The 16,544-nt window shown below is 49.6% G+C and carries 15 protein-coding genes; 10 read left to right on the top strand and 5 right to left on the bottom strand.

The annotated features are described in order from the left end of the window. Position 1: 1 nt before the first annotated feature. The 5 genes from U6B65_04515 to U6B65_04495 are packed head-to-tail and all read right to left on the bottom strand — an operon-like array spanning position 2 to position 6,322. Positions 2 to 409: a very short patch repair endonuclease gene (locus tag U6B65_04515; GenBank protein ID WRS28402.1), complete on the bottom strand. Its 408-nt coding sequence runs from the start codon at positions 407 to 409 to the stop codon at positions 2 to 4. 6 nt (positions 410 to 415) lie between these two features. Beyond that, a complete protein-coding gene (locus U6B65_04510; GenBank protein ID WRS28401.1) occupies positions 416 to 3,685 on the bottom strand; it encodes a type ISP restriction/modification enzyme in 3,270 nt (1,089 codons plus the stop codon). A gap of 5 nt (positions 3,686 to 3,690) precedes the next feature. Continuing rightward, on the bottom strand, positions 3,691 to 4,737 hold the full coding sequence (locus U6B65_04505; GenBank protein WRS28400.1) for a DNA cytosine methyltransferase: 1,047 nt from the start codon (positions 4,735 to 4,737) through the stop codon (positions 3,691 to 3,693). Between the two features lies 1 nt (position 4,738). After that, positions 4,739 to 6,046 (bottom strand): DNA cytosine methyltransferase, encoded by a 1,308-nt coding sequence (locus U6B65_04500; protein WRS28399.1) that lies wholly within the window; start codon positions 6,044 to 6,046, stop codon positions 4,739 to 4,741. A gap of 57 nt (positions 6,047 to 6,103) precedes the next feature. Continuing rightward, on the bottom strand, positions 6,104 to 6,322 hold the full coding sequence (locus tag U6B65_04495; protein WRS28398.1) for a helix-turn-helix transcriptional regulator: 219 nt from the start codon (positions 6,320 to 6,322) through the stop codon (positions 6,104 to 6,106). A 427-nt stretch (positions 6,323 to 6,749) separates the two neighbouring features. Here U6B65_04495 and U6B65_04490 point away from each other — a divergent pair, with 427 nt between their 5' ends. The 10 genes from U6B65_04490 to U6B65_04445 all read left to right on the top strand — a co-directional run bounded on the left by U6B65_04490 (position 6,750) and on the right by U6B65_04445 (position 16,532). Further along, positions 6,750 to 7,478, top strand: a complete 729-nt coding sequence (locus U6B65_04490) for a DUF4314 domain-containing protein (GenBank protein WRS28397.1) — start codon at positions 6,750 to 6,752, stop codon at positions 7,476 to 7,478. Next, positions 7,471 to 8,961 (top strand): antirestriction protein ArdA, encoded by a 1,491-nt coding sequence (locus U6B65_04485; GenBank protein ID WRS28396.1) that lies wholly within the window; start codon positions 7,471 to 7,473, stop codon positions 8,959 to 8,961. The genes U6B65_04490 and U6B65_04485 overlap by 8 nt, the downstream gene beginning before the upstream one ends. A 77-nt stretch (positions 8,962 to 9,038) precedes the next feature. Beyond that, on the top strand, positions 9,039 to 9,326 hold the full coding sequence (locus U6B65_04480; protein WRS28395.1) for a hypothetical protein: 288 nt from the start codon (positions 9,039 to 9,041) through the stop codon (positions 9,324 to 9,326). Positions 9,327 to 9,464: 138 nt separating this feature from the next. Beyond that, on the top strand, positions 9,465 to 9,797 hold the full coding sequence (locus U6B65_04475) for a hypothetical protein (GenBank protein WRS28394.1): 333 nt from the start codon (positions 9,465 to 9,467) through the stop codon (positions 9,795 to 9,797). An 8-nt stretch (positions 9,798 to 9,805) separates the two neighbouring features. Continuing rightward, positions 9,806 to 10,636, top strand: coding sequence for a DNA adenine methylase (locus U6B65_04470; GenBank protein WRS28393.1), 831 nt, complete (start codon positions 9,806 to 9,808; stop codon positions 10,634 to 10,636). A 63-nt stretch (positions 10,637 to 10,699) separates the two neighbouring features. Further along, complete coding sequence (locus U6B65_04465) at positions 10,700 to 11,272, top strand: hypothetical protein (GenBank protein ID WRS28392.1); 573 nt, start codon at positions 10,700 to 10,702, stop codon at positions 11,270 to 11,272. A 41-nt stretch (positions 11,273 to 11,313) separates the two neighbouring features. Further along, the gene (locus U6B65_04460) at positions 11,314 to 11,868 is read left to right on the top strand and encodes a YodL domain-containing protein (protein ID WRS28391.1); all 555 of its coding nucleotides are present in this window, start codon (positions 11,314 to 11,316) and stop codon (positions 11,866 to 11,868) included. Positions 11,869 to 11,922: 54 nt separating this feature from the next. Continuing rightward, positions 11,923 to 12,186, top strand: coding sequence for a DUF6133 family protein (locus U6B65_04455; GenBank protein WRS28390.1), 264 nt, complete (start codon positions 11,923 to 11,925; stop codon positions 12,184 to 12,186). 31 nt (positions 12,187 to 12,217) lie between these two features. Continuing rightward, positions 12,218 to 12,577, top strand: a complete 360-nt coding sequence (locus U6B65_04450; protein WRS28389.1) for a SpoVG family protein — start codon at positions 12,218 to 12,220, stop codon at positions 12,575 to 12,577. 10 nt (positions 12,578 to 12,587) lie between these two features. Next, a complete protein-coding gene (locus tag U6B65_04445; GenBank protein ID WRS28388.1) occupies positions 12,588 to 16,532 on the top strand; it encodes an S-layer homology domain-containing protein in 3,945 nt (1,314 codons plus the stop codon). The last annotated feature ends 12 nt before the right edge of the window (positions 16,533 to 16,544 follow it).

Raw genomic sequence — 16,544 nt, 5'->3', positions numbered from 1 at the left:
TTTACTTCATCAAATTAAGTTTTGCAAGTAATTTGGGAAGGTTCTTCTTTTTTAGTTCGCACTCCCAAATTCGTACTACTGTCCATCCGCGTTGTTCAAATTTCGCTGTTACCTCTCTGTCATGCATAATGTTTCTTTCCCGTTTTGCAGCCCAAAAGTCCTCATTTTCTTTCGGCCGCGTGTTACGACAATCATGTCCGTGCCAAAAACAGCCATCTACGAATACGGCAATTCGACGCTCCATAAACACGAAATCTGGATGACCCTTGACGGTATAGTTTCGTCGCCAACCGGTTATTCCGTACTCATGAAACACCTCGATTAAACGCAGCTCTGTGGACTTGTTGCCTTTGGAGCGCACCTTACTCATAACTGCTGAACGAGTTGCTTTATCGTATACGTCTGGCATCCCACATCACCTCGATTCGCCGCCGCAATCCGGCAAAATCAGAGGATAGTGTCCTTTAATAACATCGTGCATTACGATATTAATTTCTCCAACAAGTTCAACATATTCAAGCAACTTGTTCACAAGATTAAGGAATTCTCCCATATCTTCTGCGGTAAAGGCACAATGGGTAAAGTCGTATGAGTTAAACTTCATCCATGCGTTCTTGATAACCTCATATCCAGAGATGTTTATTCTTTGAACATCCAGAGGACAAGGAATTATGATATTGGTTCGACCGTCCGTCAACGTGATGGTCTCATTATCCTCATCGAATGGCTGGATACCTTTCGTCCATGAGAGTCTGAAGTCTGGAGGTACCAGCGACTTAATAGCATCATAATCATATCCCGCAAGATTTTGTGGTGTGTAGTCTCGTTTTTCCAACGCAGCTACTTTTCGCCCAAGTTCAGCAATTTGCATAAACGTATCGGCGTCATTAACTACAGGGATACGTGGGCGCAAATCTGCACGATTAACCGTGAATAGAGCACCCTCGAATTCATCAAGGTAGACTTGCGAGCAAAGAATGGCAAAAGTATAAAATACTACCTCTGTGGCAAGGGCAACCCCATCAATACCCAAGAGCGTTGCAAGTAGTTCACAAAGCCGATCATTGATATTTTCACGGAGAGTGTCGCTCTTCTTACTGACTGGATACTGATTCAAGTAAATGAAAGAGTTTCCACGACGGCACAGATCATTATCGGGATAATACCAGCAAAAAGAAGCAAAAGGCTTTAAGCTATCTTTTTGATCCTTCGGCGAGTGCGATAATGCAAAGCCAATGGTGTATTCATCGGCATACGCTTTTCCGATCTCCGGACGTCGCCTTGTCCCACCGCCTCCAACTCGACTGAATCTATGTAGTAAGTCTTGCCAAAGGAATGCTTTCATCGACAAGAACGGTCGAAAAGCATAATCTACAATGTTTTGGTCAAGGGTAGCCTCAATCGCTTGCGCACTCCCTAATTCATTCAGTGCATCAGCAAAGGCGCGGGTATCGGTCTCCTGCGGGGGCTTATCTTGAGAGCGCAACCACTCCTCAGAAGCCTGCATCCCGTGCTTCATTATTTCTTTGCTGCGGCGTTTCAACATAGGAGCCTTCAAGTGTGTAAAGATGCTGGACGGAGCAAGTTTAATACCGGAACAATGATTCTTAAATACTGCATTCGGCTCAGACTCTCCGCTTACAGGCCAATAAGATAAATACAGCTCTTCGTCAAACGGTAAAGACGGGCGTAGGGCATAATTTGAATTATCTATAGAGTAACAATCAAACATCTTTAGGGATACATTGGCATCTTGCTCAAGCCATGCTGTTTTCTCAGTCTTTGCGAACCGCGATATATCAAAGTATTTAAACTCGTTCATTGCCGAAGTTTCTCCGAATTTCCTTGTCGCAATGAGTACCGCTCGACCTTGCTGTGTCCTAAACATACTGTCAGAACGGATGCCAGCCCTTGCGTCTGCATCGACCGACACTATCCAGGCGGATGAGAAATGTTCGACAATATACTTCCGAGCGTATTTATACGACTCGGCTTCAAGGAATGTCGCTGGAACGATATACGCTAAGACAGAGTGATTATTCGAATGCTCCAGCATTTCACATCCCCAACGTAAAAACTGAAGATGAGGATTGTTAACCTGCTTTTGCGTGTTTTGTCTTCCGTGTCGATTTTCAGCAGGAGGGCGAAAGTCATCCATTAAACCCAATATCTTCGAAAAATCCGAACCCATATTTGTCTTTGACGAATCCGAGGAAGGGGGATTCCCTATGACAAGGGTAATTGGTCGAGAGGACAGTTCCCGTGCGCGATTAAGCTCAAATCCCTCAACCGTATCCGTATTGGCTGGTTCTCTCCCAAATACGCAGTCGCTGAGAGTGTTCGCCAGTATCAATTCGTATCTTGAACGATGATCTCTGATTTCTTGATTCAGCACCGCCATTCGATAGTTTGCAAGCATATAGGGAGCGGGAAGGATCTCAATTCCGCAAAGAAAAAACGCACCACACCGCACATCGTTTTGACGTATTCTTTCTAAAAATGAACCCGTCCCACAGCAGGGGTCGATCAGCATATTACCATCGTCAAAAATACTCGCACCATCAAAATTATCACGAGCAATAATCTCTGTCAAACGAACAATACAATCGGCAAGTTCGCTCGGCGTGTAATATGCGCCGTAGTCAAAGCGCGAGCGCGGATCGAACTTTGAAAGAAATAGTTCAAACAGCTTGTGGTAATCGGGGCTACGCCGTTGCTGCTCTGTCATATGTACGAACGACAAAAACCGGATGCATTCGTCTGTCCAATTCAGGATGAAACTGTCATCGTCACCGTGGTTGTTGAGATAATGGATTATTGTAAGGAACGGACGTAGCGCCTGACCATCCACGACATCTCGCGCCAGGTAATCCTTTATCTTACGTTCCTTATCAGTCGGAGAATCGTTGTCTGTGCATTCAATGCGATGGGCGTACAACAATGCGAACATAATCACTTGTGCGGAAAAATCAGCAAATACCTTGTCTCGCCTCATGTTTTCGTCATTATGGTTATAGACCAAAACACGCAACTCATCCAAAAGTGATATAGCATTCCTTTCGGTCTCATCCATTGCTTCATCTATTGGGATGCTCGAATAGCGCAGGATTTCATCCGACAGATACTTTGTTCGCAAAGCGACCAACTCAACGAGTTTTCCTTCGTCACAATACTGTGGGGACGGATCGGCAAAGAACCTGCGCATCATAACCTCAAACTGAGGATTGAGCGTTAGGCGCGACCAGTCTGGGCGATTCATGTGGGACTTGTCTATTAGAGATATAATTTGGGGATGCACCCCCTCGTCAAAGGAGTAGATGAAATCAATTCCATCAGTAATTATCAATTTATGCCCCAACGACAAATAGCGATTGAACTGCTCCTCGTGGGCCGTGATATCAAATGCATCCGCGGAAAGCCCCTTGGCCTCAATATAACCGTAAACGCCAAGAGTTGTTCTGTCATGGATACGCCAGTCAGGACGTCCCATTTGAGCCTGATTGCGTGGTTCGAGAATGACCACAATATCAGGGCTACCGTTCAACTCCGCCGCTAATTCTTTGAATAGCGTATCTAAGGAAGGTCGGAAAGAGAGCTCGGCTGTGTGCTGATGAGCGGCGAGAGAATCGTTGTAATCACGCTGCAAGCTCTTTAAGTAACGCTTTATAATTGCCTGATATGACACATCGCTCACCTCTTTCCTTTATAGTAGGTTATAATACTGTCTCCGATAGCTTTAGCCAATTTAGGAGGAACTGCATTTCCAATTTGACGAGCAATTTCAATTTTCGATCCTTGGAAAACAAAGTCCAAAGGAAAGGTCTGCAGCAACGCACCCTCGCACAACGAGATGCTCCTCGGTTGATCCGGATGACCAAATAAGCCTCGGGTAAAGCTGTCGAAACGAGCGGTTATGGTTGGTGCTACTTCATCCCAAGACATGCGTCCGTATACGTTACGATGTCCAATAATAGCGCTGTCCACTTTGTGACAATCAGCTAACAACTCTTTAGGTAGATGATCCCGCCCTTGCCCTTGCTGCAATGCCTGTATGCGTTGCAGATTTTTTTCTGACAACCGATCGCGTCGATGCAATGGGTATTCAGGATGCGGTTTACCATCTTCAGGAGGCGGGGGAAGGAAGGCTATTGTATCACGAACGGTACGTTTTTCGCCCGTTTGTTTGGGGAATATATACGTCGAACCAACGTCATGCCGTTCGCCTACCAAGACAAGTCTCTTCCTCCGTTGTGGAACACCATAATCCTCTGCATCCACTGGTTGTTTATGAACATGGTATCCAATAGACTCCATTTTCTCAATCAACTCCGCCAGGATGGTTTTCCCCCGTTTTCCCTGAATACCCGATACATTCTCCATAACAAAAAACATCGGACGAACCTCTTCGATAAGTTTTCCGTATAGGAGAACCAGCTCATTTCGAATGTCTGTATCCTTACCGATACGTTGGACAGAAAATCCCTGGCATGGAGGGCCTCCGGCAAGCAAAAACAACTCGCCTTGCTTTAACCCAATCATATCAAGTAGCCGTCCTCCAAGCATATTTCTTATATCCTCGCAAAGAGCGGGATGCGCAAAATATTTAGGATTGCTTTGTATCGATTCGATACATCTTTTGTCTATGTCAAAACTCAACAGGATTTCAAAGCCCGCCTCGCTTAACCCCAACGATAAACCGCCTGCCCCTGAGAAACTATCAACACAAGTGAAACGCATATTAAGCTCGCCTCCTTGTGTTTTTGATGCCCGCAATTACGCTGGAGTATGAATTGCTCACCGGCAACTCGATAGTTTCCATACCGGTTTGAAGTTGAGCAGTTGTCGGCTCTGTTGATAAGTACTCTATTAACACGTTTATCGCAACCCCACATGAAAGCAAAGGAGGAACAGCTTCACCTATTTGACGATAAATATCATCGGACTTGCCTTCAAATTGAAAACCGTCAGGGAAACTCTGTAATCTTGCAGCTTCCCTCGCCGTTAGCCCTCTATCTTGAACAGGATGTGTGTAGCGCCCGCTTGCCGGATTCCGTGCATAGTGCGTGATAGTGATCGCAGGCTTATCCCAACTGAGCCGCCCATATACATCAGAAAAACCATTAACTTTCGTCAAGCACGCAGGTCCCTCCCCCTGCGGTAGGCTTCCACCATCGTGAGGTACCTTTCTAATAACCTCGATAGTGCTACGTTTATGAGCCACGGCCTTATGAAGCGGGTCGTTCGGGTCTATTTCTCCCGCCTTAAGTGGACTCAACGCTCCAATAGCATCGCGAACAGTCTTATATTCATCAGAAGTAAAATAACCATCCGGAAGCAGAAAGTCTCTTTTCATTCCAATTATAATAGAGCGGAATCTTTCCTGAGGCACGCCAAACTCGGCTGAGTTATAGATGTTCTGCTTGACCGTATATCCCGCCTCACAAAACGTCTCGCGCGCTTTACTGAAGTATCTCCAGTATCTATTAGACAAAAATTCCGGTACGTTCTCCATAATAAATATATCAGGGTTGACCTCGGTAACGATACGCGAGAAAGCAATTACCAAGCTGTTACGGTCATCATCCTCGTTGTCCCAGTGTTTTTTTCTATGCGATGAAAAGCCTTGACACGGAGCACAGCCGATCAAAATTGTAGGCTTAGTACTGTCAAAACCAACTCTATTTAAAAACTGGCGAATGCTTGCGGGAGTATTCGCAATTTTAAGAATATCTTCACAAACAGTCGGCGTTCCAAAATTTCTACTATAGGTTGCGGCCGATATCGGATTGATGTCACACCCAGCCAAAAAATGAAACATAGGCACGACCTGATTTATAGCAGCAAAGCCCAACGACGTTCCGCCTGCACCGCTAAAAAAATCAAGTATCTGTATAGGGTTGGAATCTGAAGAACCTACGTCAAGTGGTGAGAATTTAGGCAACGCTTTAACCGCTTCCGTAAACAATAATGCCTTATCACTTCGGAAGTCATTTTTTCTGGTGGCGTTTAAATTTTTCATTTGAAGTAGTTTTGTAAACGCGGCCATATCATCACCTCCAATCAATGATTATTTTCGAGCAAAACTTTCGATATTCTACCAGTATCATCTTGTCTCCTCATTTTCGTGAGACAACTCCATGATGTCATGTAATTCGCAATCGAGAGCTTTGCATATTTTGACGAGAACATCGGTCGTGATGTTCTCGCCTTTACCTAACTTGGCGATAGATGCGGTACTGATGCCGGTCGCCTTCTTTAGATCTTGTTTATTCATCTTTTTATCGAGCATTAAATGCCAAAGCTTGTTATAACTGACAATCACCTTTTAGCCTCCTTGCTCCTTCTATATAATCTTCATAATCATATCATTTTTATTTGGAAAAATCAATGATATTTTTGCGTTCGCAAACACTGTTTAAATATCCTGAGCTAAGATACAGTTAAAAAGAGCCGGAGAATCGGAGTGCAGAATGCGCTTCAATTCTCCGGCTTTTTTTGTTTTTCAGAAGGGAGGAAATTATGTTAGTGCATTACAAGAAAAATAAAAAACCAGCTTGTTATGATTCGGAGTCCATCATAACAACAGGGAGAATACCGCCTGACGAGCGGCCCCACGGCCCGTTCAAGAGCTGTGGCAACTGCCCATATCCTTCGCATGGATTTATCTGTTACAGCTCCGAGGGTGACTGCCTAAGAACAGATATGCAGAGGATTCACAGTAGAAATAAGCAGAAAAAGGAGGAACTCACATGAGGCATCAGCAAGAATTTCTGAAATTTATAAAAGAACAGTATCCGCCCGGTACCCGCATTCGGCTCATAGAGATGCAGGACCCCTATGCCCCCGTGCCTCCCGGCACCGAGGGGGAAGTTGATTTTATCGACGATGCAGCCCAAATCCATATGACGTGGAGCAACGGCCGTTCCCTCGCGCTGATTCCCGGCGTTGACCATTTCACTGTAATTCCCCAGCCTCTCCAAACGCTAAAGCTGTATATGCCTCTGGCCGTGATGCAGTATGAGCGTGATGAATGGGGCTCTTTGGAGGAATATCCCTCGGAGCTCGACCAGGATACGGTACTTTCCTATCACGGCCAAATCCTTGCCGCCATCCTCAAGGAGCGGGTGCTGGAGGAATCAGAACGTGGACTCATGAAATATTATCACGGGGATGACAGCGTAAGTCAGAAAGTCAAGTCCCTCTTTTTCACCGTGGAGCAAGTTGGGAACAAGCTGATGGGTGTAGCCGAATGCCGGGTACAAGGGGATTTGAATGATGTAGAACTGGAGCAGCTCAAAGATTATGCGTCTGGTCAGGCATCTGACGGTTTCGGTGAGGGCTTTGAGCAGCGTCCGATTAAGATTGGCAGCGATGAACTATATGTCAGCCTTTGGACGGCGTCAAGGGACTGGAGCATAACGACTAAGGATGAATTAGAGGCTGCGAGCCAGCAGATGGGAGGAATGCAGCTTGGATAAACAATCAAAGAATAGGCTTCCCGAACAGTGCCTGTTCATGAATGCGAATGGCGAAATTATGCGCATTGAATATGGGAAATCAGGGTTCAGCCGCTCCGAACTCAACACGGAGAATAGAAAGGCGAACCAGGTAATCGTCAACAACTACAACGAAAGGCACGGCATTACAGCCGAGCAGATCAACACAATGCATCAGGGGGCGCTGTTTGGCTGGGATGTTCTCCCGCTCTCCCGGCAAGAGCAATCCGGTATGAAAAGCGGCCACATTTTTGAAGTGGAAATCAGCCGCCCCGGTTCATTCGGTGCGGAAACCTCCTCCACTCTCACGCTCCCTGCTGCACAATATAAAATATTGGATGCACTGGACAAGGCCCGCATCACCGATGAACGTGTCATCTATTCTGCAGAAATCATAGGCTGCGAGCTGGATTATCTGCCGCAGTTTATCGGTACAAACGCGAACCTATATGAGCTGAATCATCTGGCCGAGCGTTTGTCCTCATTAAACGAATGGGAGTTGGACTGCTTCGAGGGGATGGTGATGATGGATACCATCCGGACCCAATACTCCCCCATCGCAGTAGACCGCCTCATCAACATGACCCACAGCATGAATGACTGCCATGTCGTCTATGAAGCCCATGACGACAGCACCCTCGGTAAATTTTATGCGGATAACGACTTTGTGCAGAAACTCGAAAATGTACCGGATGAAATCTATGAGTGCCTGGATTTCGGTAAAATCGGCAAAGAGATGCGCGAGGGCGAGGGTGGCGTATTCACTCCACATGGCTATGTGGTTCAAAATGGCGAAATTTCGCAGACCTACCACAGCGGTGATGCCGTCCCCTTGGAAAAACCGGATTATACCGTGCTTCTTCGGGTAACCAAAGGGTATTTTAACGACCCACAATATGATAATGAACTGATTGCTTTCCTGAAGCTCCCTGCGGATGATGAGATGCTCTCTCAAGCCGTTGAAGCGGTGAAAGCAGCATCACCGGAGGAATGTGAATTCTCCGCTGCGGACTGTATGATACCTTCCCTTACTGAAAAAATCGGAGATGCCCTATATGAATCGGAGGGCGACAGATACGGCTTGGTCAATGAATTGGCACAGCAGCTCCGCCACCTCAAAGAGGAAAATGGTGTCCTGACCTACAAAGCAATGCTGGAAACTGCCTCTGGGGATATTTCGTTGGAGGATGCGCTTGATCTTACTTTTCTGACGGAGAAATTTGAGATTTTGTCCGAAACTGCTTCTCCCGCAGATTACGCTGAAAAAGAAGTTCAGAGAATGATGTCGTTTGAAAGCGACGATGGCTTGGAACAATTCTGCAACTTGGAAGGCTACGGGCGGTATCTCATGGAGATATACGGCATTGCCGAAACCCCTTATGGACCGCTTGAACAACAAAATGGTCGGACGGTGGAGCAATGCCTTAACCGTCCCAGCCAGAACCACGGCATGGAAATGAAATAGCAGAATCTTTGTCGACATTTGTATAGCTTTTTTATGAAAACTGTGGCATTGTGTTGTGCTTGAAGGAGGTGAGCAGGATGGAGCTATGGAAAGAATCCCTGCAAACTGCGCTGGATGAACGCCTTGACGCAGCCTTTGTAGAACTCGCGGAATCCAACGCCGATGTCCGAGATGCTATGAAACAACAACTGGAGGCATCAATACTGTTAAAGGATCATCCCAAATACGATGATGAGCTGAAACAGATCGCAGACTCATACTTTGAAGCCATGCAGCTTTTATTAGGTGAATACAGTCAGCATATGTACATCCAGGGCGCCAAGGACTGTGTGACAGTTTTAAGGGAGCTTGGCGTAATCAAGTAGCACAGGCAATGATGTCTGTGCTTTTTTAGACCCCAATATAGAAACAAGGCCGTTTCCCCGACAGGAGGCGGCCCTGTTTTTTTATGCCCTTTTTGCCTTGACTTCCTTTCCGGGGAAACAGCCGGAAAGGAGGCAGCGATGCTCAAGGAGCAGCTTGCGGAGTATCTGCACCATTATCATCACGGCGCTGAAAATGCCGTCACAAGCAAAATGATGGAATACACATTCCACGTTTCAGGCAAGGAACTGCGTGACCTTGTTAATGCCCTGCGCCGTGAGGGTATCCCCATTGCCAGCGATCAAAGCGGCTATTTCTACGCAAAGACTGAGGCTGAAGTGCGCCTGACCATCCGGCATATGAAAAGCCGTATCAGCGGAATCAGCGCCGCCATCACAGGACTCAAGCGTTCCCTCACGGCGTTTGACGATACGCAGATACGCCTGCCGCTGGAGGGAGGTGATGACTCCTGAACAGCTTTATGTCTTGGATCGGCGGCAAGAAATCCCTGCGTGAGCTGATCGTCACTCTGTTTCCCCTCTACTATGAAAGATACATCGAGGTATTCGGCGGGGGCGGCTGGATTCTTTTTCATAAGTTCCCTGGCAATGACTTTGAGGTGTACAACGATTTTAATGGGTTATTGGTCAATCTTTACCGTTGTGTGCGGGATAAGCCAGAGGAACTCATGGACGTACTGCGCTATGTTCTCAATGCCCGTGCAGATTTTGACCTTGTAAAAAACACCCTTGCCCGTGACAGCCCTGCCTCGGATGTGCAGAAAGCCGCTTGGTTTTATCAGCTCATCCGCTACAGCTACGCATCGGGGCTGACGAGCTACGGCAGCCAGCCACATGATATTCGGTCCAATTTTCCGCTGATTGAGCAGGCCCACAGGCGGCTTGCCAAAGTGGTCGTTGAAAACAAGGACTTTGAGAAGCTGATTGGGCAGTATGACCGACCCGTTAGTTTCTTCTACTGCGACCCGCCGTACTTTGAAACAGAGAACTACTACAAGAACGTAGGCGAGGATGGCTTTACAGAAAAAGACCATATCCGCCTGCGGGACGCACTGCTGCGGATTGAGGGCAAATTCCTGCTGTCCTACAATGACTGCGAATTTATCCGGGAGCTATATGATACGCCGGGCATTCAAATCGACTCCTATACCCGAATCAACAACATCAAGCAACGGTATGACAATGGGGCGCAGTTCCCTGAAATCCTCATTGCCAACTACGATATGCGAGAACGGACGAGGGAGGCTCCTTCACAGCTTAACTTATTTGATGACGGAGGGATTGAACTCTGACTGGAAGCAGAAAACAAAATTCGCCCCATATCATGAGGCAAACATTTTAAGGAGGAACAGACCATGAAAAATCATCAGAAGAAAACCGAGCAGACCCTGCAAATCCCTCTTGTTATTCAGCAGCGGTGCGGGTTTACCGATGCCGAAACCCTTGCGGTGATGGCCGCCGATGGTGTATGCGTTATCCACAAGGGTAAGATGACGGTGCTGGAGCTTATCCGTGTTATCACCGCACTCAGTGAGCTGGTAAGCGATATGACGATCCATCTCGCCAAAGCCTGCGGTCTCTGCAATAACTGCGGCGATGAAAATCCTGAAGCTGGTGCGGAATGCGGCTGCGGTAACAATCCCGCCGAGTGGGTGGCTAACTGCTCCCTCTGCCATGATCTGCTGGACGAGAGCCAGAGCATCCATATTCCCGACTATCTGCTGGAGGAAGCGGGCATTTCCAAAGGCGCCAAGCTGGAAGCCTATACCGATGGGGACAGCGGCGAAATCACGGTGGTGGAGGCGGACATCCAGCAGGACTTAGGCGATGTGCCTCCCTGCATTCTTTCGATACTGGCTCAAAGCGGCATCTGCCTTGCGGCACTGGATGAACTGATTATGCAGGAAAGCATCATCTATGGCAAATAACCCGTATTCGCTCTCCGAAATACCGCTTGGGAGGTGAGAATATGCCGGGGATTTCCCTGAAAAACGGCCTCATTTCCTATTATGGAAACCCGGCCGGTTATACAGAAAAAGAAAAAGCAGTGGTGGATCGTATCTTCCAAAACGACAAGCTGTCTGAATGGCTTAAAAGCCGTTCCCTAACGCCTCAGTGGACGGATGGCGTGATGGAGCGGCTTCTTGCCGGGGAACGGCTGGGCGGTATCGAAACTGCTGCTCCGTTGAAAAATGTCCGCATCTGGCAGCTCAAGCCCGATGTAGATATCCACATGAAGTTTATTCCTTATGAGGAAATGGTGCGGCAGTTCGGAGAGCCGTCTCCTGAGGCTTACCGTGTCGCCTATGATGGACAGCTTGATACCAACGACCTCGAAGCCATCTATGCAAGGTGCAATGTAAATCACCCGCCCGGATATAACGGGCATTCCCTTTCCATGTCGGACGTGGTGGAGCTTTACGATGCACAGGGCAGCAAGTACCACTACTGCGACCGTTTCGGATTCCAGAAAATCAGCTTCGAGTCACCGGAGCAGACCCAAACCATGGGCATGAGTATGTAGGCAGCTTTGGGCTGTCTTTTCTTATGCCCCATCAATAGAACGGAGGAAAACAATATGGTTCATGTTATCAAAAAAGTAAAAGCTGCGGTTTCTCATAAGCTAACGGCGGCAAAGGACACCGCCGTCAGACTTGCATTCCGCGGCAGGCGCATTCTCTCTGAGAGTGCCGGGGAGGGCTACATCGACACAGCCATTAAAATCCTGCTGGCCGTTGTCATCGGCGCCCTGCTCCTTGCAGGGCTCTACGCACTGTTTGGCGAAACCGTGCTGCCGACTCTGACGCAGAGAATCAAGGAGATGTTCAACTACGCCGGTTAAGAAACGGCAATTTTAAGAAGGAGGAAAAACCATGCCTAAGAATACAACACCGGCTGTCCCCAAGTACGATGTGAAAATCCATTCCATCCGCCCGGAGGGAAGCTGCAAGGCCACCGCCTCGGTTAACATCTACGGCGATTTTGCCGTGCGGGGCATCAAGATTATGGACAGCTCCAAGGGGCTGTTTGTCTCCATGCCCAGCTATAAAGCCGGAAACGGTGAGTACAAGGATATCTGCTTCCCTTGCACCAAAGAAGCCAAAGCGGAATTTGATAAGGCGGTCATCGGCGCCTACCAGCAGGCACTTACCCAGGGGCAGGCCGCCGCACAGAAACAGGAATCACCCGAACCCCAGCAGGAGCAAAGCCAGCCTGTCATGGGTGGGATGTAGGAGGTAGGCGATGAAGGAGAAAATGAAAAGACCTCTCAGCATCCTCCTTGTGGTCTGCATGGTGATTGCCCTGCTTGCGGGCAGCGCCTATGCGGTAAACCGATATTTTGAGGATGCCAAAGGCCATTGGGCGGAAGAAGCTATCAAAATCCTCACGGATAAGGGTGTCATCAGCGGCTATCCCGATGGTCTCGCGCACCCCGACGCAATCATTACAAGAGGCGAGTTTGCCGCCCTGATTGCCAGGACTATGGAACTGCTGAAAACGGATGAAAGTGAAGTCACCATTCGCTTTACTGACATTGCCGGACACTGGTCAGAACAGTATGTTGAGGCGCTCATTATTGCAGGAATTATCCAAAAGGACGATTTCGACACGAAGTTCCTGCCGAATGAGCCAATCACCCGCATGGAGATGATCCGAATGCTGGTGAGGGCTATCGGCAAGGGCGACCATGATGTAGCCTGCCCTTGCGTCACCGGGTTTTCCGATGACGATGGACTCGCTGATGGGGATAAATCCTGTATCTGCACAGGCAAAAAGTATGGCATTGTGGATGGTTACCCGGATGGTACAGTAAAGCCGGACGGTAAAGTCACCCGTGCGGAAGCCTTTGAAATGCTGGTGGATACGGAGAAAGCAAAGGAACAGATCAAAAAAGAAGAACCTCCGAAGCCGCCCGTAACACCCAAGCCGGAGGATAAGCCTTCCGGTGGCGGCGGTTCTGGCGGCGGTGGTTCCTCCTATATCCCCGCTCCGCAATTCAGCTTCACATTGCCCAAAACCGCCTACACCGCCGATGAAATTGAGATAAAGCCGGAAAGCCGCTATGTGAGCGGCGTGACATGGACAATTCTTAAAAACGGACTACCCGCCGAGCTTTCCGGGCTGATAGCGGGTGAACTGACCGCTGCAGGCGGCAAGGTGAAATTCACGCAGACCGGCAGCATTACCCTCATTGCCACAGCGAAAAACAGCCGGGGAGCCACGGTGACCCATGAGCAGACGGTAAGCATCTATCCGGTGGTGACGGCAGCATTCACGCTGCCTGAAACCGCCCATACCGATACCGGCGTGCCAGTGGAGCTTACCACGGAGAATCTCGGCTCTAATTCTGTGGTGTGGTCCCTTCAAAAAGATGGGGCTGCCATTGATATGGGGCAAGCCCTTACCGGAGAGCTGACCGCTGCAGGCGGCACAGTGCTGTTCAAGGATAAGGGCAGCTATACGCTCACCGCCTCCATCACCGATGAGCTGGGCAAAACGGTCACTCTCAAAGATGGTATCACGGTCTATCCGGTAGCGGAGGTGAATCTCACTCTGCCGACAGTTTCCCATACCGATAAAACCGCCCAGCTAAAAACAGAAACAAAAGAAACCGATGGGCTCACGCTGACCTACACCCTGACCCGAAACGGAGAATCCGCCGATATCGGCACATGGATCGAAGGAGATCCCGACCATGGCAGCATCCGATTCAAGGAAAAAGGTGTCTATGTGCTGACCGCTTCCGTTACTGATGCTACCGGCAGAGTGTTTGCCGGTAGCGTAGGCATCACGGTCTACCCGGTGGGCTCGGCGGGATTTTACTTGCCCGAAGTCTTCCATACCGACAAAGCGGTTGTGGTGGAAGCGGTGTTCGGAGAGATCGGCAGCCATACTGCCAAATGGTCCCTGCTGCATGACGGCAAGGAGGTATCCCTCACCGATACGGCGGAGGGTACGCTGGGCAACAGCGGCGGCGAGCTGAAGTTCCGCTCCAAGGGCAGCTATATCCTGAAAGCGGAGTTCATCGATGATGGCGGCAGGAGTTACCGCTATGAGCAGGGCTTCAAGGTTTATCCCGTGCCCGACCTTACCTACGGCCTGCCAAAATACGCCCATACCGACACCGATATCGTGGTCAATACCGAAGCCTCCGAGCTGGACGGCCTCACCGTCGAATGGTTGGTGGACAACACCTTCGGCTTTCAGGATTGGCCGACTTACGTGGACGGAAAGCTCTCGAATGACGGCGGTACCATCCGTTTCAAAAGAGCGGGCATCTATGAGCTGGTGGCGCGAGTCACCGATGATACCGGCCGTGTCTTTCTGTACGAAAGCAAGGATAGGTGCGAGGTGCTTCCCGTGCTGGCTATCGGCTTCGAGCTTCCCACTTTTGCCTACACCGATACCGCCATTGACCTCAGAACCCATGGCAACAACAATGTTTTGCCTGTGGAGTGGTCCGTCAGCAAGGACGGCAAGAGCATCCCGCTCTCCGAGGCGTTTGACGGCAGCCTCACCCCCCAGGGTGGCAAGATTACCTTTAAGGGCGACGGCGAGTATGTTCTCACCGCAGCCATGACCGACTATCTGAAACGCAGTTATTCCCACAGCGAAAGCATCCGCATCCTGCCGGTGGTGCAGTATGCTTTCACCATGCCGCAGACCGTTCACTACGGTACGGAGTTTGAGGTTGCCGCAAGGGATGTTCGGCATATCGGCAGCTATGCCGTGGTCTGGACACTTCAAAAGGATGGCAATACCGGGCAGTATCAAGGAATCCTGGGCAATGACGGCGGTAGAATTGTCATCCGTGACATCGGCACTTTTACGCTGACCGCTTCCATCACCGACAGTTCAGGACGTGTAACCTCCCATGTGGAGAGTATTACGGTAACCAATACGGCGCCGAATGCCCCTGTGGTAGATGCTGTTCCTACCCGCACCGCCAAGGATGGCAAGTTCCTTGTCAATATCACCGCCAATGCCACAGATCCCGATGGGGATGCGGTGACCTTGGAGTATGCGGACACTACGGCTGACGGCTACTATGCGCCGGGTACCCACACCATCCGTGTCAGGGCAAAGGATATCGCCGGGGATTACTCTCCCTGGACCGAGAAAACTTTCACCGTGACCAATGCAGCTCCCACGGTTACCTTGGCGGTTGAACCGACCCGTACTGTCAAGGATGGCAAGTTCCTCGTCAATATCAATGCCACAGCCGCCGATGCGGACGGCGACGCCACTACGCTGGAGTGGGAAAACAAGGCGGCCGATGGCTACTATGCCCCCGGTACTCACATCGTCCGTGTCAGGGCAATGGATATTGCCGGGGCATATTCTCCTTGGGCTGAGAGGTCCTTCACCATTACCAGCTCGGCGCCTACGGTCACGTTGACCGCAACCCCCACCCGAACAGCGAATAACGGCAAATTCCTTGTCAATATCAGCGCAACAGCCGCTGACTTGGACGGCGATGCAACCACTCTGGAGTGGGAAAACAAGGCGGCTGACAACTACTATACCGTTGGCACGCACACCATTCGTGTTCGCGCCAAAGATACTACCGGGCTGTATTCGGAGTGGGTATCCAAAACATTCAGCATCGTAAACTCCGCACCGACTGCGCCGGTCATTACCCGAACCCCAGGCGGCAACAGCGTAGCACCGGGAACGCTGGTCACCATTAAGGCAACCAGCTCCGACCCCGATGGCGATGCTGTCACCCTTGTCTGGGAGGGCCGAAATGCTGAAACACAGACCTATCCCCGTGGAAAAAATGTGGTCCGCGTCAAAGCGGTGGACTCCGCAGGCGCTGAATCGCCCTGGGCTGCCATTGTGTTCTTTGTGGCTGACCCTAACGGCGGCGGTGGGATGGTATTAACAGGTCCTGACTCCGTCATCATGGAAAACGGGCTCGAAGGCGCCACCATCACGGAATATACCTTTACGGTGCCGCCTGTAAGTGGTCACAGCGGCTCTGACTTTGGCAGGGTACGTGGATACAACAGGCTGACCGGTCAGTGGGATCAGCTTGACTACGGTACCACCAGCAACGGCATCACCTTCACCCGCAGCCTTGGCGCCGGGGTGTACACAAGGCTGGAATTCTATTATTACACCAATCACGACTGCATGTATAACAAGAGCAACATCACGTATTCCGTAACCTATCATTTCGAGTAAGGAGGAAAATCC

Source organism: Oscillospiraceae bacterium MB08-C2-2 (assembly GCA_035621215.1).
Classification (GTDB): domain Bacteria; phylum Bacillota; class Clostridia; order Oscillospirales; family Ruminococcaceae; genus WRAV01.
This window is presented reverse-complemented; position numbering and strand designations above follow the sequence as displayed.